We start from the raw sequence: 19957 nt of genomic DNA on the forward strand, positions 1-19957 counted from the left end.
AGAGGGCTCTTTCCTGAACAGGATTACCCGCTATGAGCGGCGGCGGACCTCCGCGCGACCGCCGCTCACACCTTTTTGCAGGACATGATCATGACCGACGCCTCTTCCCGCCCCCTTCGCCTCGCCATCGTCGGCTTGGGAACCGTGGGCGCCGGTGTCATTCGCCTGCTGGAGACCAATCGGGATCTGATTGCCCGGCGTGCAGGCCGCCCGATCGAGGTGGTCGCCATTTCCGCGCGGGACCGCAGCAAGGATCGCGGCCTCGATCTCTCCGCCTATGAATGGGTCGACGACATGGCGACCCTCGCCCAGCGCGAGGACATCGACACGGTCGTTGAACTGATCGGCGGCGCGGATGGCCCGGCCTTGACGCTGGCCCGCCAATGCCTGAGCCAGGGCAAGCCTTTCGTTACCGCCAACAAGGCGATGATCGCTCATCATGGTCTCGATTTGGCACATGAAGCCGAGCGGAGCGGCGTTGCGCTGAAATATGAAGCGGCCGTCGCGGGCGGTGTGCCGGTCATCAAGGGCCTGCGGGAGGGCGCCGCTGCCAATCGCATCATGCGGGTCTATGGCATCCTCAACGGCACCTGCAATTACATCCTCTCCACCATGGAACAGCACGGCAGCCCGTTCGACCAGGTGCTGGAGGAAGCGCAGGCCAAAGGCTATGCCGAAGCCGATCCAACCTTCGACATCGACGGTATCGACGCCGCGCACAAGCTCTCGATTCTCGCCAGCCTCGCCTTCGGTACGGAGATCGATTTCGGCTCGGTAGATATCACCGGCATCCGCAACGTCATGGCTGCCGACATCCGCGAGGCGGCATCGCTCGGCTTCAAGATCAGGCTGGTCGGCATGGCGGAGTGCGAGGCGGACGGCAGCGAGAATGTCGGCCTTTTCCAGCGCGTCCACCCCATGCTGGTGCCGCTCGATCACCCGCTTTCTCACGTCGATGGCGCGCTGAACGCCGTCGTGGCGGAGGGCAATTTCGTCGGCCGTCTGTTCTTCCAGGGCGCCGGCGCTGGTGAAGGCCCGACTGCTTCGGCGGTGGTCGCCGATGTCATCGACGTGGCACGCGATGAATATGGCCCTGCCTTCGCCATGCCGGCCGAATGGCTGCAGCGCCAGGTCAAGGCCGATGCCGGCCAGCGCACCGGCCGTGCGTATTTGCGCTTCCAGGTCCAGGATCGCCCCGGCGTTCTGGCGGAAATCACGGCGGCGATGCGGGATTCGGGCGTGTCGATCGAAAGCGTGATCCAGCGGGCCGCCACCGCGGACGAGGGCGTTCTCGTCGCCATCGTCACGCACCCGGGCGCCCTCTCCGCCATCGACGATCTGCTGCGCAGGCTCGGCGGATCGGACAGTCTACTGGGCGCACCGATGCTGATGCACATCCTCGACTGACAGGCGCGACCCCGCGCTTAGAGGCCGGGATGCGATATGCGCCCGGCCGCACCGGTAAGACGCTGGCTCATTATCGACATTGCAACAATCCTCGCCTATCGCGTCCCATCAATTCAGCAAAGGATGCCGCAGGATGGGGAAGTCGAATACCGTCGAAGCCAGTTCCGTACTCGATCGGGTACTTGTTCTTGAGATGGTGCGCGTCACCGAGGCCGCCGCGATCGCCGCGTCCAAGCTGGTGGGGCGCGGCGACGAGAAGGCCGCTGACGCTGCAGCCGTCGAAGCGATGCGCAAGGCCTTCGATGGCCTGTACATGGATGGCACGGTGGTGATCGGCGAAGGTGAGCGCGACGAAGCCCCCATGCTGTACATCGGCGAGAAGGTCGGCGGCGCGCCGGGCCGTGGCCCCAAGATCGACATCGCGCTCGATCCGCTGGAAGGCACGACCATCACCGCCAAGGCCGGCCCCAATGCGCTTGCGGTTCTGGCTGCGGCCGAGGAAGGCAATCTGCTCAACGCGCCGGACGTTTACATGGAGAAGCTGGCGGTTGGCCCCGGCTATCCGCCGGACATCATCGACATGCGCAAGAGCGCCACGGAGAATGTCGAGGCGGTGGCCAAGGCCAAGGGCGTGAAGCCCTCCGAGATCATCGTGTGCGTGCTGGATCGCCCCCGCCATGAGAAGCTGATTGCCGAGCTGCGCGGCATCGGCTGCGGGGTGGTGCTGATCGGCGACGGCGACGTGGCCGGCGTGATCGCGACGACGGACCCGGACACCACCATCGACATGTACATGGGCTCTGGCGGTGCGCCCGAGGGCGTGCTAGCCTGTGCGGCCCTGCGCTGCGTCGGTGGCCAGTTCAACGGCAAGCTCTTGTTCCGCAACGAGGACGAGAAGGCTCGCGCCCGCAAATGGGGCATCACCGACCTCGACCGCATCTACAAGCTGGAGGACCTCGCCAAGGGGGACTGCATCTTCGCTGCAACCGGCGTCACCGATGGCTCGCTGCTCGAGGGTGTCAAGCTCCTCCGCGGCGGCAAGATGACCACGAACAGCGTCGTGATGCGGGCCTCGTCCGGCACGGTCCGCTGGGTCAAGGGTGAGCATCGCGCCCGCGACTGACGCACCGAGTATTCAGAGACTGAACCGCCCGCCTGCGTTCGCGCAGGGCGGGCGTTTTGGTATTTAACGCCAGTTCGCTCTACTTCTTGAGACGATATCCGGTCTTGAACATCCAGGCGATTACCGCGAGGCAGATGACCAGCATCGCGCTGACGAATGCCACGGAGACGCCCATCGCGACATCGCCCTTCCCGAAGAAGGTCCAGCGGAACCCGCTGATCAGATAGACCACCGGATTGAACATGGTGATCGTCCGCCAGGGCTCGGGCAGCATATGGATCGAGTAGAACGCGCCGCCGAGAAAGGTCATCGGCATGACGACGATGAGCGGAATAACCTGCAACTGCTCGAAACTCTGCGCCCAGATACCCAGGATGAACCCGAACAGGCAAAAGCTGATCGCGATCACCATCATGAACAGGAGCATCGCGGCAGGGTGCGCGATGGGCAGATCGACGAACAGATGCGCCGTCGCGAGAATCACCAGCCCGATGATCATCGACTTGGTCGCCGCCGCGCCCACATAGGCGATGATCGTCTCCAGCGCGGAAATGGGCGCGGAGAGCAGCTCGTAGATCGTGCCGCTATATTTGGGCATGTAGATGCCGAAGCTGGCATTGAAGATGCTCTCCGTGAACATCGACAGCATGATGAGGCCCGGCACAATGAACGCGCCATAGGGAATCCCGTCGACCTCAGTCATCCGCGAGCCGATGGCGCTGCCGAACACCACGAAATAGAGCGTGGTGGTCAACGCCGGCACGACCAGCCCCGTCATCAGCGTGCGCTGAAAGCGGTGCAGCTCGAACAGATAGATCGCGCGGATCGCGTGGATATTGATGCCGCTCATGCCGCCTGCTCCGACCGGGCCGTGGGCTTGTGGACAAGATCCACGAAAATGTCCTCCAACGAGCTTTCCTTGGTATTGAGGTCCTTGTAGCCGATGCCGAGGGCGCTCAGCTGGCCGAGCAGCGCCGAGATCCCGGTGCGCTCGGCCTGGCTGTCGAACACATATTCAAGCTCGGCGCCGTCGCTCTCCAGAGTCACGCGCCAGTCAGACAGGGCAGCAGGCACAGCCGACATCGGCTCATTGAGCGTGATCCGCAGCGTCTTCTTGCCCAGCTTCTTCATCAGCCGCGCCTTGTCTTCCACGAGGATCAGCTCGCCGCCGGTGATGACCCCCACGCGATCGGCCATGTCCTCGGCTTCCTCGATATAATGGGTCGTGAGGATGATCGTCGCGCCATTGTCCCGCAGCTGGCGGACCAGCGCCCACATGTCGCGGCGCAGTTCCACGTCGACGCCGGCAGTCGGCTCATCCAGAAACAGCAGGCGCGGCTCATGGGCGAGTGCCTTGGCGATCATGACCCGCCGCTTCATGCCGCCGGAAAGCTCCTGCAGCTTGGCGTGGCGCTTGTCCCAAAGCGTCAGGTCGCGCAGCACCTTCTCGATATAGGCATCGTCGCGCGGCTTGCCGAACAGGCCACGGCTGAAGCGCACCGTATCGATCACGCGCTCGAACTGATCGGTCGAGAGTTCCTGCGGCACCAGACCGATGGTGGCGCGCGTCTGGCGATAATCCCGCACGATATCGTGCCCGCCGACATGCACAGTCCCGCCACTGGCGCGCACAATGCCGCAGATGATGGATATGAGCGTGGTCTTGCCAGCGCCATTCGGCCCGAGAAGCGCGAAGATCTCGCCCTCCTCCACATCGAGATCGACGCTGCCGAGCGCCTTGTGACCGCTGGCATATTGCTTGGTAACGCCGCGGAGCGAGAGGATTGCCGTCATGATAGCGCAGCTACTCCATCGGCCGGGTCTTGCAAAGAGCGGCGTGCGGATAAACGCCGTTCCGCCCGAAGGACGCCGTGCGCAAAATGACGACATCTCGGATGATATCTCCGTTCGTCCTGAGTAGCTGCTGCGCCTGTAGAAGCGGCGTATCGAAGGCTTCGATGCTTCGATACGGCTCCTCGCTACGCGCCTGCGGCGCACCTAGACCCTGCCCAGCACGAGCGGCGAAGACTAACCCGCCCCTATCACGACGCTCCTATCCTTTCCCCCACAAGCTCGGCTATGGTGCCGCCATGCGCTTTGCTCTGGATATCGATCGATCGCTCACCGGCCGTGCATGGCGTTGGCGCGGACCTGAGCCCTGCGGCAGCGGCAGCAATCTCGTGGACGATCTGCTGCGCGCGCGGGGGTGCCCGCATGACAGCCTGGAGCGCGAGCGGGCGCCGACCATCCGCAGCTTCCTCCCCGATCCGTCAATCTTCCAGGATATGGATCGCGCCGCCGAGCGGCTCGCCGCGGCCGTCATCGACCGGGAATCGGTCACCATCTTCGGCGATTATGACGTGGACGGCGCGACGAGCGCAGCACTGCTCGTCCGGCTGCTGCGCGAACTCGGGCTCGATGCCGGCGTTTACATCCCCGACCGACTGATGGAGGGCTATGGCCCATCCGGTGAGGCGCTGGTAGCGCTGGCACGCAGCGGTGCCAGCCTTGTCGTCACGGTCGATTGCGGCGCGCAGGCCTTTGCCGCGTTGGAGGCTGCACGCTCCGTGGGGCTGGATGTCATCGTCGTCGATCATCACAAATGCGCCGCCTCGCTCCCCCCTGCCCTTGCGCTGGTCAACCCCAATCGGCTCGATGAGGCCGATGAGGCCGCCAGCCACGGCCATCTCGCCGCGGTCGGCGTTGCCTTCCTGCTCGGTGCCGCGCTGGTCCGCACCTTGCGCGCGCGAGGGTGGTTCGCCGCCCGTCCGGAACCGCGCTTGCTGGACCTGCTCGATCTGGTCGCGCTGGGGACTGTCGCAGATGTGGCGCCCATTCGGGGCCTCAACCGCGCCTTTGTCGCCCAGGGGCTCAAGACGATGGCACGGCGCGGCAATATCGGCCTCAACGCATTGCTTTCCGCAAGCCGGCTGGAGCGTGCCCCGCAATGCTCGGACCTCGGCTTTGCCCTGGGACCCCGCATCAATGCCGGCGGACGCGTGGGCCGCTCGGATCTGGGCGTGCGCCTGCTCACCACCGCCGACCCCGACGAAGCCGCCATGCTCGCCGCGGAGCTCGATCAGCTCAATCAGGAGCGACGCGCGATCGAGGCGACCGTGCAAGAGGAAGCCGAAGCCCTTCTCGCAGAGCTGGGCGAGCGCTCCGTCGCCGTGATCGCCGGCGATCTGTGGCATCCCGGCGTCATCGGCATCGTGGCCGGGCGCCTGAAGGAAAAGATCACCCGCCCGGCCATCGTCATCGCCATTGACGAGGACGGCCTCGGCAAGGGCTCGGGACGCTCCATTACCGGTGTCGATCTGGGCGCTGCCATTCTGGCCGCCAAGGACCACGGCCTGCTCGTGGCAGGCGGCGGGCATGCCATGGCGGCCGGGCTGACCGTTCGCCGGGAGCAGGTGACCGCATTGGCGGAGTTTCTGGAGGAGCGGCTGCGCGAGGATGTCGTCCGCGCCGCCACCGCCCGCGCCCTCCTCATCGACCTGCTGGTGGCGCCGGCAGGACTGACACCGGAGCTGATCCAGTCGATGGAGCAGGCCGGCCCCTTCGGCAATGGCTGGCCCGCCCCCCGTGTCGCGCTGGGGCCGGTGCGCGTCGTGCGCGCCGATATCGTCGGGACGAGCCATGTCCGCGCCATCGTGGCGGGCGAGGATGGCCGCTCGCTCAAGGCCATGGCCTTCCGTCAGGCCGAGACCGAGCTTGGGCAGATGCTGCTCTCCTCCCGCGCCGGCACGCGCTTCTGGCTCGCCGGTCGCGCAAAGATCGACGACTGGGGGCCCCGTCCCGCCGCGGAGCTGCATATCGAGGATCTTGCCATCGCCTGAGCAAATGGCCTTGACCGCGCCAGACCATGCCCGTAAAGGCGCCCTCTCACGGCAGCGACACACATCGCTCGCTCAGTGGCCCCTTCGTCTAGCGGTCAGGACGCGGCCCTCTCACGGCTGAAACACGGGTTCGATTCCCGTAGGGGTCACCAGCATTCGTAAGAATGCTTTAACTCTGCGAGCTTAGCACGAAATCAAGAGCTTTGACACCGCCCGGTAGTACATATCGGTGGTACATAATGAGATTTCGCGTGTCGCATATCCAGAGGATCAAAAAGAGCCGATTCCCCCGCTTTCGCATGCCCGTTCCGAAGGATCTTCAGGACCGGATAGGGAAAACCGAAATCGTCGGCTCACTCGGGACCACCGATCCTGACGAAGCGATCGCGAAGGCGACCCAGCTAAAGCTCGAATGGAAACAGCGCTTCCGCGACATGCGCGACGAGATCGCAGGCGAACGCCTCGCGGCAGCGCCCCAAATCGTCGACCGCTTCATTCGGACGATCGCGGACAAGCAATATGGCGATATCGATGGCGCGATCCACGCACTTAAACGTGCAATCGCATACCGCCTCATGGTGTCGTGGGGGCCGCACGCTTATCTCGAGTACGAGCTCAGCCAGATCTTCGGCGGCGTGCCCGACGATGATAACTGGTTCGAAGACGCTTTCGATGAGGATGGGGATATTGTCCCCGAGGAAGCGCGGCCTGCCCTGGTCAGGGAGATGCTCCTCCTGCACTGGAACCCACATACTTTCGGTGCGGGCTACAACGCCGCGATTCGGTTTCTGCAGCAAAGCCGGCGCTGGGGCGTCCTGAGGCTAGAAGTGCTGATGGCCGAGGAATTCACCGGCACGACCATCGGCCATCAGGGTGCGCTGTACGAAGCGGTCGCCGAGAGTCTGGTTGAGCGGATCATGACTTTCCGGTCGAGCCAGTGGGATGAGCGATTGCTCGAGGAGCCGGCCGCCCCAAGCGAGCGGCCGACCGCAACCACCAGCGCACCGGTCATCGCCTCCGTCCCGTCGGAGGTGGTGGCCTCGGCTAGTGACTGGCACAACGTCGGGCGCCGCTACCAGTCGACCCACACCCTGACAGCGGCCCTCCAGAGGTGGAAGGAAAGCATGGCGCCCGGCGAAAGCGCCGTTACCGAGACGACCCGCTCAGTCGAGCGGTTCGTCGATCTCTTTGGCGACAAGCACGTTGCGCAGATCACGCCCGATGACCTCTTCGACTATCGCGACTTCCTGACGACAATGCCCGCCGGCATCAGCCTGCCGGCCGTTAGGGCGAGCGGCACGACCCTGCGCGACCATGTGGAGCGGCTTCACGCTGAGGAGCTCAAGCGTGAAGCTGAGGCCGAGAAGAAGGGCGTCGAGCTGCCTACCCCGCGCCGCCTTTCGCCCCAGTCCGTCAAGAAGGACATCGGTGGTCTCAGCGCGATTTTCAGCGCGGTCTTATCCGAACGATGGATCGTGACTAACCCCGCTGACAAGATCCCCGTTGACGGATATTCCAAAAAACGGAAGGTCTTCCCGCTCAAGCCCAGCATGATGAAGGAGCTTTTCGAAAGCCCCCTATTTACGGGCTGTGAAGGCAGGGCCGGCCTCAAGCGAACGCGCGTCGGACCTTATGTGTTCCAGGACGCGCTGTATTGGAGCTTTCTGTTCGGGGCGACTTCCGGCCACCGTCTGTCCGAGGTGGCGGAGGCCCTGGTGACCGACGTGGAGGAAGGCCTGGGGCCAGATGGCGAGACGATCGTCGGTATCTTCGTCCTGGACGCAAAGAATGAGGATTCCAGGCGAGTCATCCTCGTGCATCCGAAGCTCCTTGAACTGGGCTTCCTTGACTACGTCCGCGCCCGTGAGAAGAATAATGCGACGCATCTATTCGATCTTCCCAAGGGCGGCAGCAAGAAGCTGAGCGAGCACGTCAACGGCTACCTCGATAAAATGGTGGTCGATGACCGGCGATACGTCTTCCATTCGCTGCGCCACGAGTTCGCCGACCGGTCCGAAGTCAACATCTCCGTAGAGGTCTCTAAGAAGATCATGGGCCATGCCCGTGGTCGGCTGTACGGACTGGGCGCGCCTCTCCATCACGCAGCGAAGGAACTGGAGAAGCTGGACCTGGAATTCATCGACTGGGATCGGCTGATGGCGGCGGTCGAACGGGCGAAGGCCAAGTGACCGGCAACATCGCTGCCACTGCACTTCTTTCCTCATATAGCGGCGACCCGCTGCCATTTCTTCCTGAACCTTCGCGCCGGCGTCCCCGGCGCGCCCGTGGCAGTCACGGGATGGTGGCCGGCGGAAACGCCGGCAAGCGTCATGCATCGCGCCCCTTGGCGGGATGCGCAGCCGGCCCTTGCCGGGTGCCTGCGGGGTCCAGGGGTGCAGCGCCCTTGCCCGGGGTTTATTTCGCGAACGCGAAAAAACCTTTCCCGGGTGAAATGTTTTTACGCTTCGCTGTAATAAACATTTCACCCGTCCCCTTTCGGGGCGGGTGGCTCGCCTGATACCATATACCCGCAAAGGGCATGAGCATGGATTTTGATCAGGGGATAAATGGCGATGGAGTGCATGCGACCAGCGCCGGTCGGCGTGAGCCAGTGATGCGGGATCGGATGGGTAGACTCCCTGCAGGCACGGATGGTCGCCCGCTGCTCGGATTCGCCACGCTCAGCCACAGCAATCTGAAAAGCTGGGCAAGGGTTGAGGCCGCGCAGGGCCACAATACCCGGACCAAGAACACGCCTAACGCCCGTAAGGACGCACCACAGCCAGTCGAGCTGCTCGACGAGCGGAGCGGATCCTATGTCGACCGAGTCAAGGATGTTCTCCGTGAGCACGCCGTGCCGGTGAAAATTCGCAAGGGCGGGACCATTGCCTGTGAGGATGTCTACGGCGCCTCCCCAGAATACTGGAATCGCAACGGCGACTGGAAGCTGAAACCGGTAGACGACGTCATGAACGATCCAGTCGTTCAGGCTGCACTTGCACTTGCCCGGCGTAAACACGGCTCCCTCCTCGTGTCGTGTTCGCTGCATCTGGATGAAGAATCTCCGCACGTCCACGTCATCTCCATGCCGCTCGTGCATCGCGCTCACGCCAAGCGGGGACGGAAGCCAAAAGCCACGCCCCGGGACGAGCAAGGCAAGCCGTTGGAGGACGCCCGTCCTCTGGTGCTGAAGTGGAGCCTGGATGTCTCGAGCATCCGAGGGCTCTCTAGCAAATTGGAAAAGAACCACGACCAATGGGCTGAAGTCTGCAAACCTTACGGTCTGGTCCGGGGCGCGAGAGGCAGTGACATGACGGAGGCGGAGCGCCGCGCCCGTCGCAATCGTCAGACGGGCCGTGCGAGCCTTGCGGAAAAGGACGCGCGCGAGCAACGACAGCATCTGCACGAGGAAGCGGAACGTTCGCGAAATCGCGCTGCAGATCACGAGAGGCGCACCGCCGATCTGAAAAAAGATGCCGCGGCGAAGGCCGAAGAGGCGGAAGCCGACCGATTGGCCGCAAAGCTTGAACGCGATATCGCTGAGGCAGCCGTCGCTCGTTCTCGCAGTTTGGAGGAAGAGAACGAGCGCATCCGTAGCGTGTTGGCGAAAGATGAGGAGAAACTGGCCGCGGAAAAGAAGGCGCTAGAGGGGCGAGCGAATGCCCTCGCTCGCGAAAGCGACACGCACCGTGATCAAATGCGGTTCATCGCGAGAGCGCTTGAGCCGACAAGTCCGGTCGAACTCTTTCATCAAGACGGCAAGCCACAGGTACGGGGTCTTGATGCCTCGGACTGGAATGGCGTGCGAGGTAACTGGGCCTGGCTACCCGGCGGGATTGAAGCTCTTGCCAAGCGGATTACGCGGCTTGCCGTCCGCGAGGCTGATGCGGAAAAAGTTCAGAATGACCGTGAAGCTTTGAATTTGGAACAAGATCGGCACCGCGTGCAACTCAGCGTTCTGGAAAAGGCCTTGGATCCCAGCGGCGGGCTTTCCATCGAAAAGGCGGGGTCAGATATTCGCCTCATCGGAGTGACTGAACAAGAGACGGTAGCCCTTAAAGAGGCCCCGAGCTGGTTGAAGAGTGGCATAGAGAGGATCATCGCAGGAGTACGGTCCGTCGCTGATCGCGCCGCGCTGCTCGATCAACGAATAAAGAACGTCGAAGAACGCGATGCAATTCTACGCGGAAACGAAGACCTCTTCGACGAAAAGGCATCGCTGCTTCAGCGCACTCTCGCGCATGCAATGCAATTCCGCAAATTGTGGGATCACATTCCCTCGAGCGAACGATCCCCTGCAGTTAACTCAGCCATAAGCGTCGCTGAAGGCCTTACCACCGATGACCTGCCGCCCGGCTTTACGCTGCCGGGGCGCGGAGGCGCGTCCCGGTAAACTATCCGATTCAGGCCAGATATTCAGGAATAGGCCTTTTTCTTCAGGCATAGTTGGCATGGACCTGCACCAGGACGCTGAACGCTGCTGGCCGGTCCTCTCCTTCCTCAATGCGAACGAGCCTTTCCCGGATAGCCGGCGCCAGGAGCGAGGACGCCCCAGGCGCGATCTCATCAAGGGCACCTTCGCCTTGCGCCACGACCGCATAGTGGGCGACATTACGATTAAACTGCCAGGAGAGCTGCCGCCTGAAGTCGGCTTCACTGTGCGCCCGGGCGACATAGATCTGACTGGTGAGGCCTGCGCCGGTGGCATAATCGGATATGTAGGTCACCCAGATCTGCACCGAGTGGTCGGACGCAATGGCTCTGTCGAGCTCCCACCAGTAAGTGGTGATGTCCGCGTCGGAGAGTTCTCCATTCTCAAGCAACGCGCGAGCACGATGGATGAGATCCTGCATCCGGTCGATCTCGGCGTTACCTCGGCCCGCGAGATGGCGGACGACGTGTTCGGAGATAGGCCGGCTGGTGTCGTCAGTCATGAACGCCCTTCCTGTTCTTCAGCGAGAACATGCTGAAGGATGGCGGCCACCAGCGGCCAGACACCGCTCTCACGGCGATGACCGGTCAGCGTGAACTCCTTTCGCCACGGTGCAACGCCAATTGCGGTGGCAGCATCCTGGACGACTGCGCCAGAATAGGCGCTCACGGAAGCAAGGTCGCTCTCATTGGCCGCCACAATTTCGCCGATGGGATAGCACAAGCGACCATCGCCGCCGGGCCAGATTTCGGCGCGAACGATAAGCATATTTGTATTCCTTAATGAGTGGCCGGACGGACCCGGCCCAATTTATGTGTTAGTCAGCGGAGAAGCCGGGCAGCCATTCGGCTAGCTCGTCGGTCAAAATCTGCTTGCCCCGATCGGTCGCGAGGGGACGCACCAGTTCGCCGAACCCGAAGCTGTGAAGCTCCCTCGCCGGGATCATCAGGTGCATATGCGGCGGATTGGTCGACCCTACCAATACCGGCAGATGCATGACGGCCACGACTGCAAGATGGCGCTCATTGCAGAGACGCTCATGAGCAAAGGCGCGAACTGCCTCCCATTCGTGGGCCAGACGATCGGGTGAGTAGAATCGGAGGGTCGCCATCACCACCAAATCCTTGATCTTGCCGAAGGATTGCTTCTCATAAAGGTCGCAGAGAACCTTGGGATTGAAGCATTCGTCGGGTGCCTTTGGCGGCAGGAGCACGTCATGGCGGTAGCAGCTGGGGCGCCATGGCTCAGCAGGCTTGGCACGGCCGCCCGGGCACAGCCGGCGCAGGATCGCCTCGTGGGTGGTATGAATGGGGCCATTACCGATCTGGCGGCGAACAACCCCAAACGTCAGACAATCCGGTCCCCCTTCGACAGGTACGAAATCGAGGCCGGCAGGCGCCGGGCGCTTCGGGTGAATATCAGTCCGCGCCATGGTCAGATGCTCCTGCGTGCGAGGCCGGCTAGGGCCCGAAATGCCCGCTCAATGCCATGCGACCGACCAGCAGCACTCGAGAACGGCACGAGAGAGCGCTCGAACAGTCCGCCCGCTACCTCGAACAGCGGATAGTCTGGCTGGCAAGGAATGAACCACAGACTTTCCTCGCAAGACCAGGGCAGGTAGCCAGCCAACCAGCTTTCCTGATGAGCAAGCTTGATCTCAAGCGTACCGCCCTGTTCTGCGCCACAACGGAGCAAGATCATGTCGCACAGGAGCATTCGACCGATCCGATCTGCTTCCGTCCGAACCAGCGGTGGCGCGCAGTTTGTAGCGGTAACCGCAAGGCCAGCGAGCGGCAGATACAAGCAACCGGCATGCGCGAGCATCCTGCCTTGAGCAGAGTTATCAATTGGGCTGTCGATCCATTTCGCCAACGCAACGATCTGCGTTTTGGCAACATTGCCCACCTGCGGCAGCAGCTGCTTGGTGGTTCCGAAGTAATCAATTTGGGACTGGTACATGCTTGATCCTTGAGCGGTTCGCGCCGGTCGAGCGGAGCGCGTTCCACAGGATATTTTCATTTCACTGCTCAACCTGACTGAGCACTTCCTTTCTCTTGATCCTTCCTTCACCTGCACGAGGCGCGGCGCGCCGCGGCTTCTGCGCTCTCGGCTGCGGATGATCAGGTCAGGAAGCCACTGTGCCGGCCCGTTAGCGCCAGTTGGCATCATTCGAGGCGCGGCACCCGATCCAGTGCCGCAAAGACTGCGGCCGGAAGCTGTGAATGACTGGTCAGTCGGACAATCCGGCTATTCCGCTTCAGGATTGAAAATCGCCTGAAACCGACGTTCCTTCAGCTTGGGAGTACTGACTACAGTCCTTAACTTACAGGATGAGCGTATCAGCACTTGTGAGTCAGAAGCGAGTTGGGGCAGGTCTGAGGGATGCTAGCACCGCTTCTTCGCCGTCAACTATGGTATCAAGGTCGGCGTGATATCGTCATGGTCGGGCAGGAAATTCTGCGAGACGATCCGCGCTCGCTCATCGTTCTGGGTGAGGCCGGCATGGGCAAGTCGACGCTCTTGCAGCAGCTCGATGGCGTCGATGGTTTCAAGGTCTGCACGGCGCGCAAGTTGATCAATGCTCCGGCCCCCCTCGCGCTCATGGGCAAGGCGACGACCCTCGTCATAGACGCGCTGGATGAGGTATCGGCCCGCCTTGACGGGGATGCCGTTGATCTGGTGCTGCGTCGCCTTGCCGAACTGGCGCTCCCGCGTTTCATCCTGTCATGCCGCGTGGCCGACTGGCGGAAGGCAACCGCGCTTCAGGGCATCACTGATTTCTACGAAACGGCGCCGCTCGAACTGCACCTGGACCCGCTGACACGCGAGGACGCGACCAGCTATTTGACCGCGATTGTAGGCGCGGACGCTGCAAATAGCGCGATAGACAATCTGGAGGATCGGGGCCTTGGCGGGCTCTGGCGCAATCCGCAAACGCTCAACCTGGTCGCTGACGTCGTGGCGACGGGGAGGTTACCCACGTCCAAGGGCGCGCTCTTTGCCGCGGCGACCAAGTTGATGCGATCCGAGCATCGCGAGGAGAAGGCCAACACGCCCTTCGCACTGCTTTCCGAATCCGAGGTGCTTGACGCCGCGGGTGCCGCGTTCGCCGCGAGGATCCTGACCGGAAAGGAGGCGATCTCGCGCCGGGTTCAGGTCGCCGATGGCGACATACCGCTGGCAGAAGCCGCGGGCCTGCCCGGCGCCGGCGCGCTCCCCGACATTCTCGGATCACGCTTGTTCGCGGGCCTGCCCGACGATCGGTTCAGCTATGATCACCGCGCTATCGGTGAGTTTCTGGGCGCTCGCTGGCTTGCCCGGCAAGCGGACACACCCCGCAAGCAGCGCCGCCTCCTCGAACTGTTCAACGGCCAGTCGCTCGTGCCTGCGAGTCTGCGCGGTCTTCACGCCTGGCTCGCCTGGCATTCGGCGACGCTCGCTGAACAGGTCATCGCCGTCGATCCGATGGGCGTCATCGAGTATGGGGACGCCGATACGCTGACGCCCCCGCAAGGCCGGGCCCTGTTCGCCGCCTTGCGTCGCCTCTCCGAAACCAATCCCCGCTTTCGCGACTGGTCAGACTATCGCACCGGTGGGCTCGTCCAACCGGAACTTCTTCCCGAAATCCGCGACGCCATCGCTGGCCCGCGCATCGAGTTCGGTCTACGCCTGCTCGTGCTGCAGGCGCTAAAGCGGTCGCCGCTAGTCGACCAGCTGCAAACCGAACTGGTGAGCCTGCTGTTGTCGCCTGACAGTTTCTTCGCCGCACGAAGCGAAGCGTGCGATCGCCTGGTCGAGGCGGATATCGCGGTTGATTGGCCCAGGATCTTCGAACAGCTCTTGGAGCAGCGCACCGACGACAGCGTCCGGCTGGTTAGCGAGCTTATGCACGAGATCGGCTACGATCGCTTCGGCGATAGGTTGTTGCTCGACACGGTGCGCGCGCAGTTCGACCGGACCGAGCGCACGGTCGGCGTGTTCTTGTCGCTCGAACGCGATTTGCCGAACGACCGCCTGGATGTGCTCATCACGGAGATTGCCAAGATGGCGCGCGCCATGGGGCGACCGCACGAGCGTCCCGACGATGGTGCGATTTCGGACCTGATGTACGCCTTGCTGGCACGGCGTCTTACCCTGCCTTTATCGGACATTTCAGAACTGTGGTCGTGGCTCGAACCTTTTGAAGAGAGCTCCGGCTATCAACGCGAAACGCGGCAGGTAGTCGCGGCCATTTTCGAGGGCAACGAGCAGCTGCGCCGCGGTTTGCAGCGTCACGTGCTGCTCGATCTTCCCGGCGACAAGACCCCCTGGCACCGATCTTGGCGGCTGAGCGAACGCTCTGCCGGACTCCATCCGGGCGAGGCGGATGTCTGCGCGCTTCTCAACCTCTTAGACGATGACGATGACCGCTGGCGCGATATCGTCACTATCGCGCGGCAAGGTCCCGAGCACGGCGCAGCGGTTCGCGCTGCCGCTGCGCGCTTCGCCGCTGGCGACACCGAAGCGGCGCTGTGGCTTGCAGGGCTCGCCAAGCATGTCGTGCCGGAATGGCAAATCAAGCAGGAGGAGCGCGCACGTGTCCGCCAAGCCGAGCGCGACGCCGCCTGGGAAGAGCATCGAGTTAACTTTGCCGCGCACATCGAAGAGATGCGGCGTGGCGACTATGGGTATGTGATCAACCCCGCCAAAGCCTACCTTAAGCTGTTTCAGGACATGGGTGACCAGGCGGCGGATGGCCCCACTCGCTTGCTCGGATGGCTCGGCCCCGATCTTCGCGACGCGGCGCTCGACGGGTTCGACGCCTTCCTGAAGCTCGATCCGCCGCAGCCGAGCGCTAGCGATATCGTGGAGAGTCACGCGGAGGGTCGGCGCTGGGGAGCTGGCGACATCATTATCGCTGCGCTTGCTGAGCGGCAGCGCACCGAGCGCGGGTTCGACGACTTGCCCGACGAACGTCTGATGGCCGGCCTGTTCGAGGTACGGCATACCCGGCTGGACGATCATGCCGGCTTGACCGGTCTCGACGCTTGTCTCGCCGATGAACTGCGCAAGCGTGGCGCATATGAAGCCGCGCTGCGGCAGTTCTTGGAGCCCCAGCTCGCCGCGCGTCTCCAGCATGTTGATGGTCTTTATGAGCTCATGCGAGGCGAGGAGAATAGCTCGTTTGCGGACGCGTTTGCCAGCGACTGGATCGTGCGCTTCCCACAAATGTCCGCCGAGGCCGAGGCCGAGCTACTCGATCGATTGCTCGGCACCGATGAGGGCCGAGCAGTGCTCCGCGCGATTGTCCGCGAGCGCCGAGCCGCGGATCCCAGCGACGAACGCCGAAGAACCTGGGACGCGGTCGGGATCATTGTTGATTTCGCCGAGACCTTGCGGTCGCTCGCTGCCGGCCTCGGCATCGAACCCGCGCTCTTTTGGCACTTGCGGGCCCGGCTCGGCGATCGCCGTCACGGTGCGCCGCATGCCCGACTTGACGTCGAGCAGCTGGCTTGGGCGATCGCCACGTTCCGGTCGATGTATCCTGTGGTGCGGCGGCCGAACTCGGTCACGACAGGTGACACCAACGCATGGGATGCCACTGACTATTTGACGGCTCTTATCAATCGCCTCGGCGATATTCCCTCCCCGGCGGCGACCGCGGCCTTGGTCGAACTGCGCGATGCGCCGGTCGACGGCTACACGGATGTGCTGCGCATTGCGGTCGCCGAGCAGAAGCGGAAGCGCGTGGAAGCCGAATGGCGGTCACCGACTCTCGAGACGGTGGTGTCGGTCATCGCCGACCGGACCCCGACGACTGCCGCCCAATTCCTCGCCGTGTTGGTCGACGAGCTTGCCCACGTGCAAGCCAAGATCACGGGCAGCGATATCAATTGGTATCGCGACTTCTTCGACGACGGTGCGCCCGCGGTCGAGGAGCATTGCCGTGACACCATCATCAAAATGCTTGGCAGGCTCCCGTTCGGCATCAAGGCACTCCCCGAAGGGCATCTGGCCGACGCCAAACGATGCGATGTTCTTTGCCTGCTTGGCGACATGATGATCCCGATTGAGATCAAGGGCCAATGGCATCGTGACCTCTGGACGGCCGCCGATCGGCAGCTCGACTTGCTTTACACCACCGACCACCGCGCCGAACGGGGCATCTACCTTGTCCTGTGGTTCGGTCCCAACACCTCGAAACCACCCAAGGCACCGCCGGTCGGCATGGCCGCGCCCCATAGTGCCCAAGCCTTACGCGACGCCTTAGTCGGGCTGAGTGCCAGTACTGGCGACGGGCGGACCGAGATCATCGTTCTCGACATGACCCGACCGGCATGACCGGGCGCCTTGCTCTGCAAGCACAGCTCGACGCCGCCGTCGAGCAACGGACCATGACCTTGGTGCAAGGGTTGCCGCGCGTCGGACGGAGCCAGCTGATCGCGGACTGGATGCAACGGCGCACCGATGCCGTTATGTGCAGCGATTCGGCTGTTGCACTGGGAACTGACGGCGTGCTCGTCCTCGATCACTTGGATCTGGCTGGCGTCCGCGCCCTCGTTGTATCAGTGCGGGCGGCGGGGCTTGCCGGCGCACGGACGCGCTATGTGGCCGCCCCCGCCGATCTTGCGACTAGTTTCGCGCTGCGTGACACACTTGCCGGCGGTTTCGACACAATCGATGTCATGCCGCTGCGCCCTGATGAAATCGAGGATGGCTTCGCCTCCTTATCGGCTGCGATGGGACCGCTCGTTGCCGCTGCCGCCCCAGCAATGCCCGGGCCGCAATTGGTTTTGGATCGCCATCGCCACTGGTTACGCGGCGGTTTTCCGGAGAGTCTCAATGCGCCCAGCGATCAGGCCAGTCTGGCTTGGCGCCGCCAGTTGCTGGGGCCCTTGCTCGAACGCGACTATGGCCGCTGCGGTCTCCCGCCGGCCTATCCATTACAGGACGTTCTACGGTGGCTCGCGCAGCGCAACAGTGCTGAAGTCGATGAGGCCATCAACAAATTCGGCAAGCGCTCGGAGCTCAAATCGGCCATCTTCACGCTCGACAAGCTCGGGCTGATCCGCCGCCTCCCAAATGTCGCGGCGGTCGAGCACCCTGATGAGTTGGTCGACAAGGTGTTCGTGCGCGACACCGGGATACTTCATGCGCTGCTCGGTATCATCACAGTCGATCAGCTCGAGGCCTCCAAGGCCATTGGGGCGAGCTTCGAAAGCTATGCGATCGAAGCACTGATCGCCGCCGCTGGCAGAGAGAGCGGCGCGCATTTCTATCGGTTCGACAATGGGCAAGGCTTCGATGAGATCGATCTAATCCTCGATTTTCCCGCGCAGGCCGGTCGGCGGATCGCGATCGAATTCAAGGTCGGGCCGACGAAACGGGCTGAGCCGGGCTTCTTTCGGGCGTGCGCCCTGTTGGGTATCGACGAGCAGTTCGTGGTCCATTCCGGCCCGGAATCGTATTGTGAGGAGCGCGTTCACCGGCTCGATCTGCGGTCTGCCATGAGACGCGTAGCGGCCGTCGGGGCGAAAAGGTAGTTGCCAAGATGCTTGGGCTAAACCGCTTTTTGCCATCAATCGCCCAATCCCGTCAGTCCGCAACGGCCCCGATACCGCCCCCGCGAACACCTGTGCACCTCTGGACCCCGCAGGTTCCCGGAGATTTAACTTATAATCCATCCCGGTCCAACGGCTGAACGAACGGCAGCTCATCGGCGGCCGTAAGAAGCGATCGCACGTTTGAAGTCAGCGCAAAGCTAACCTTTCGTCGCGGCCGACGATCCGAGCTTTCCACGCGGGATCCACGCTCGATTGCTCGATCTCAGCTAAGTTTCCGCATATATCCTCACCGAGCATGGGCTATATTCGGCAGCATGATCGATAAACCTAAGAAGCCTTTCACATGGGAGCGCGCCCCCTTTTCGAAGTGTCCGAAATGCCAAGAGGCGGAAGGCTTGGGCATACTTTCAGCAGGCGGCGATACCTTGCGCTGGCGATGCACGAAGTGCCGGTATAGCTACAGCGAGATTTTGCCAGAACTGGAAAAGAAGGTCATCTATCTCGATCAATTCGGCTTCAGCGAACTCCACAAACTTCGTGCCCGAACCCGGCGTGAGGACAAACACACAGCATTTTGGTCAAAAGTCTCGGACCTGATCAACGAGGCGGTCCTTCTCCAACAAGTCATTCTTCCACACTCAAACGTCCACCACGACGAAACGATCGTTAGCCCCTTTGCCGAGGCGTTACGGGACACCCAAGAGCATATCGGAGGGGATATCAGTTTCATCAGCACGAACGAAATCCAGCTCGATCAGATGGAGGTATTTGCCGAGGCGTTTGCGAGTGGCGCAGGACCAAGCTTGGAGTTCGACGTCGATGACATCCTCGATGATGAGCGCAACGAATGGCTCAACGACATTAGGATCAGCGTTCCCTTCGACTGGAGCGGGTTCGCGCCTGAAACGAGAGAGCAACGCGATAAGACGGGCTTCGCGATGTCCGAACTCATAGACCGCTGGATAGCCAAGGGAATGGGTTTTGATGACGTCCTGAAGCAAGAGTTGAACGCCTATCACGAAAGTCGGTTGGAAGGACTTAGAGAGGCCCAACGCAGATTTGAAAAAGGCCTCGAAAATCACGATTTAATGGCGATGGCGGAACTCTTCTACGGCTCCGCGTTCCGGGAGCTTCAATACGTCCGAGAGCTGTTTAAGGGGGCCGGTGTGCCCGACGGCGAACTGACAGCGCGCGTGCGAGCATTTTGGGATTGGGATGGCAACAAGGAGCAGCCTAACGGAAAAATTCTGGCCTACATGCTGGCGGCGCTCGCAGACCAATTTGCTCATGGGCGTAAAAAGAAGCCGTCCGCAGGCTTCTTGAATGACGTTTCCGCGATTGCCTCCTACGCACCGTACGTTGATGCAATGTTTGTCGACATCGAGTGCGCCCAACTGCTTCAAGACAAGCGATGTCTGGGGGCGCTCAAATATCGGGCAAAGATCTTTAGCCTGAATTCCCGGGAAGAATTTATAGCCTACCTTCAGGCGATCATCGACGCGACGCCCGACGATGTGCGCCGCTATGCATCGATTATCTACGGAATTTAGGATCGAAAGTGGATCCCAGGTGGGCCTGAGCCATCTCGAAAATCGCTAACTCACTGAGGTGG

At 62.4% G+C, this 19957-nt stretch carries 14 protein-coding genes and 1 tRNA gene; 9 read left to right on the forward strand and 6 right to left on the reverse strand.

Features of this window, described 5'->3' with window-relative positions; genetic code table 11:
* The first annotated feature begins 90 nt into the window (after positions 1-90).
* Both M2332_RS02965 and glpX read left to right on the forward strand, forming a co-directional pair.
* Positions 91-1407, forward strand: coding sequence for a homoserine dehydrogenase (locus M2332_RS02965; RefSeq protein ID WP_181559764.1), 1317 nt, complete (start codon positions 91-93; stop codon positions 1405-1407).
* A 133-nt stretch (positions 1408-1540) separates the two neighbouring features.
* Entirely contained in the window at positions 1541-2530 is a 990-nt protein-coding gene (gene glpX / locus M2332_RS02970) for a class II fructose-bisphosphatase (protein ID WP_181559765.1), read from the forward strand.
* Positions 2531-2609: 79 nt separating this feature from the next.
* Here glpX and M2332_RS02975 read toward each other — a convergent pair whose 3' ends face one another.
* Both M2332_RS02975 and M2332_RS02980 read right to left on the reverse strand, forming a co-directional pair.
* Entirely contained in the window at positions 2610-3380 is a 771-nt protein-coding gene (locus M2332_RS02975) for an ABC transporter permease (RefSeq protein ID WP_264572906.1), read from the reverse strand.
* On the reverse strand, positions 3377-4324 hold the full coding sequence (locus M2332_RS02980; RefSeq protein WP_264572907.1) for an ABC transporter ATP-binding protein: 948 nt from the start codon (positions 4322-4324) through the stop codon (positions 3377-3379). The genes M2332_RS02975 and M2332_RS02980 overlap by 4 nt, the downstream gene beginning before the upstream one ends.
* 296 nt (positions 4325-4620) lie before the next feature.
* Between M2332_RS02980 and recJ the strand changes: the two genes are divergently transcribed.
* The 4 genes from recJ (at position 4621) to M2332_RS03000 (ending at position 10762) form a co-directional block, all read left to right on the forward strand.
* Complete coding sequence (gene recJ / locus M2332_RS02985; RefSeq protein WP_264572908.1) at positions 4621-6369, forward strand: single-stranded-DNA-specific exonuclease RecJ; 1749 nt, start codon at positions 4621-4623, stop codon at positions 6367-6369.
* Between the two features lie 77 nt (positions 6370-6446).
* Positions 6447-6521: transfer RNA gene (locus tag M2332_RS02990), tRNA-Glu, on the forward strand.
* A 99-nt stretch (positions 6522-6620) separates the two neighbouring features.
* A complete protein-coding gene (locus M2332_RS02995) occupies positions 6621-8558 on the forward strand; it encodes a DUF6538 domain-containing protein (protein WP_264572909.1) in 1938 nt (645 codons plus the stop codon).
* Positions 8559-8914: 356 nt separating this feature from the next.
* Positions 8915-10762 carry a plasmid recombination protein gene (locus tag M2332_RS03000; protein WP_264572910.1) on the forward strand — a complete coding sequence of 616 codons (1848 nt, stop codon included), beginning with the start codon at positions 8915-8917 and terminating at the stop codon, positions 10760-10762.
* A 43-nt stretch (positions 10763-10805) separates the two neighbouring features.
* Here the strand turns inward: M2332_RS03000 and M2332_RS03005 are convergent, their stop codons facing one another.
* The 4 genes from M2332_RS03005 to M2332_RS03020 are packed head-to-tail and all read right to left on the reverse strand — an operon-like array spanning position 10806 to position 12760.
* Entirely contained in the window at positions 10806-11303 is a 498-nt protein-coding gene (locus M2332_RS03005) for a hypothetical protein (RefSeq protein WP_264572911.1), read from the reverse strand.
* On the reverse strand, positions 11300-11569 hold the full coding sequence (locus M2332_RS03010; protein WP_264572912.1) for a hypothetical protein: 270 nt from the start codon (positions 11567-11569) through the stop codon (positions 11300-11302). Before M2332_RS03010 ends, M2332_RS03005 begins: the two co-directional genes overlap by 4 nt.
* A gap of 49 nt (positions 11570-11618) precedes the next feature.
* Positions 11619-12233 (reverse strand): hypothetical protein, encoded by a 615-nt coding sequence (locus M2332_RS03015; protein ID WP_264572913.1) that lies wholly within the window; start codon positions 12231-12233, stop codon positions 11619-11621.
* A 2-nt stretch (positions 12234-12235) separates the two neighbouring features.
* Complete coding sequence (locus tag M2332_RS03020; RefSeq protein WP_264572914.1) at positions 12236-12760, reverse strand: hypothetical protein; 525 nt, start codon at positions 12758-12760, stop codon at positions 12236-12238.
* Between the two features lie 480 nt (positions 12761-13240).
* On the opposite strand from M2332_RS03020, the gene M2332_RS03025 reads away from it, so the two are divergent.
* The 3 genes from M2332_RS03025 (at position 13241) to M2332_RS03035 (ending at position 19895) form a co-directional block, all read left to right on the forward strand.
* The gene (locus M2332_RS03025) at positions 13241-17122 is read left to right on the forward strand and encodes an NACHT domain-containing protein (protein ID WP_264572915.1); all 3882 of its coding nucleotides are present in this window, start codon (positions 13241-13243) and stop codon (positions 17120-17122) included.
* Positions 17119-18324, forward strand: coding sequence for a DUF4143 domain-containing protein (locus M2332_RS03030; protein ID WP_264572916.1), 1206 nt, complete (start codon positions 17119-17121; stop codon positions 18322-18324). Before M2332_RS03025 ends, M2332_RS03030 begins: the two co-directional genes overlap by 4 nt.
* Positions 18325-18659: 335 nt before the next feature.
* Entirely contained in the window at positions 18660-19895 is a 1236-nt protein-coding gene (locus M2332_RS03035) for a hypothetical protein (RefSeq protein ID WP_264572917.1), read from the forward strand.
* Positions 19896-19957: the final 62 nt, after the last annotated feature.

The sequence above is a fragment of the Sphingobium sp. B11D3A genome (assembly GCF_025961695.1).
Classification (GTDB): Bacteria; Pseudomonadota; Alphaproteobacteria; order Sphingomonadales; family Sphingomonadaceae; genus Sphingobium.

Coding starts and splice junctions, on each gene's coding strand:
- recJ (WP_264572908.1), top strand. CDS start 4,621: ATGCGCTTTGCTCTGGATATCGATCGATCGCTCACCGGCCGTGCATGG.
- M2332_RS02975 (WP_264572906.1), bottom strand. CDS start 3,380: ATGAGCGGCATCAATATCCACGCGATCCGCGCGATCTATCTGTTCGAG.
- M2332_RS03015 (WP_264572913.1), bottom strand. CDS start 12,233: ATGGCGCGGACTGATATTCACCCGAAGCGCCCGGCGCCTGCCGGCCTC.
- M2332_RS03010 (WP_264572912.1), bottom strand. CDS start 11,569: ATGCTTATCGTTCGCGCCGAAATCTGGCCCGGCGGCGATGGTCGCTTG.
- M2332_RS03035 (WP_264572917.1), top strand. CDS start 18,660: ATGATCGATAAACCTAAGAAGCCTTTCACATGGGAGCGCGCCCCCTTT.
- glpX (WP_181559765.1), top strand. CDS start 1,541: ATGGGGAAGTCGAATACCGTCGAAGCCAGTTCCGTACTCGATCGGGTA.
- M2332_RS03030 (WP_264572916.1), top strand. CDS start 17,119: ATGACCGGGCGCCTTGCTCTGCAAGCACAGCTCGACGCCGCCGTCGAG.
- M2332_RS02965 (WP_181559764.1), top strand. CDS start 91: ATGACCGACGCCTCTTCCCGCCCCCTTCGCCTCGCCATCGTCGGCTTG.
- M2332_RS03005 (WP_264572911.1), bottom strand. CDS start 11,303: ATGACTGACGACACCAGCCGGCCTATCTCCGAACACGTCGTCCGCCAT.
- M2332_RS03020 (WP_264572914.1), bottom strand. CDS start 12,760: ATGTACCAGTCCCAAATTGATTACTTCGGAACCACCAAGCAGCTGCTG.
- M2332_RS03025 (WP_264572915.1), top strand. CDS start 13,241: ATGGTCGGGCAGGAAATTCTGCGAGACGATCCGCGCTCGCTCATCGTT.
- M2332_RS02980 (WP_264572907.1), bottom strand. CDS start 4,324: ATGACGGCAATCCTCTCGCTCCGCGGCGTTACCAAGCAATATGCCAGC.
- M2332_RS03000 (WP_264572910.1), top strand. CDS start 8,915: ATGGATTTTGATCAGGGGATAAATGGCGATGGAGTGCATGCGACCAGC.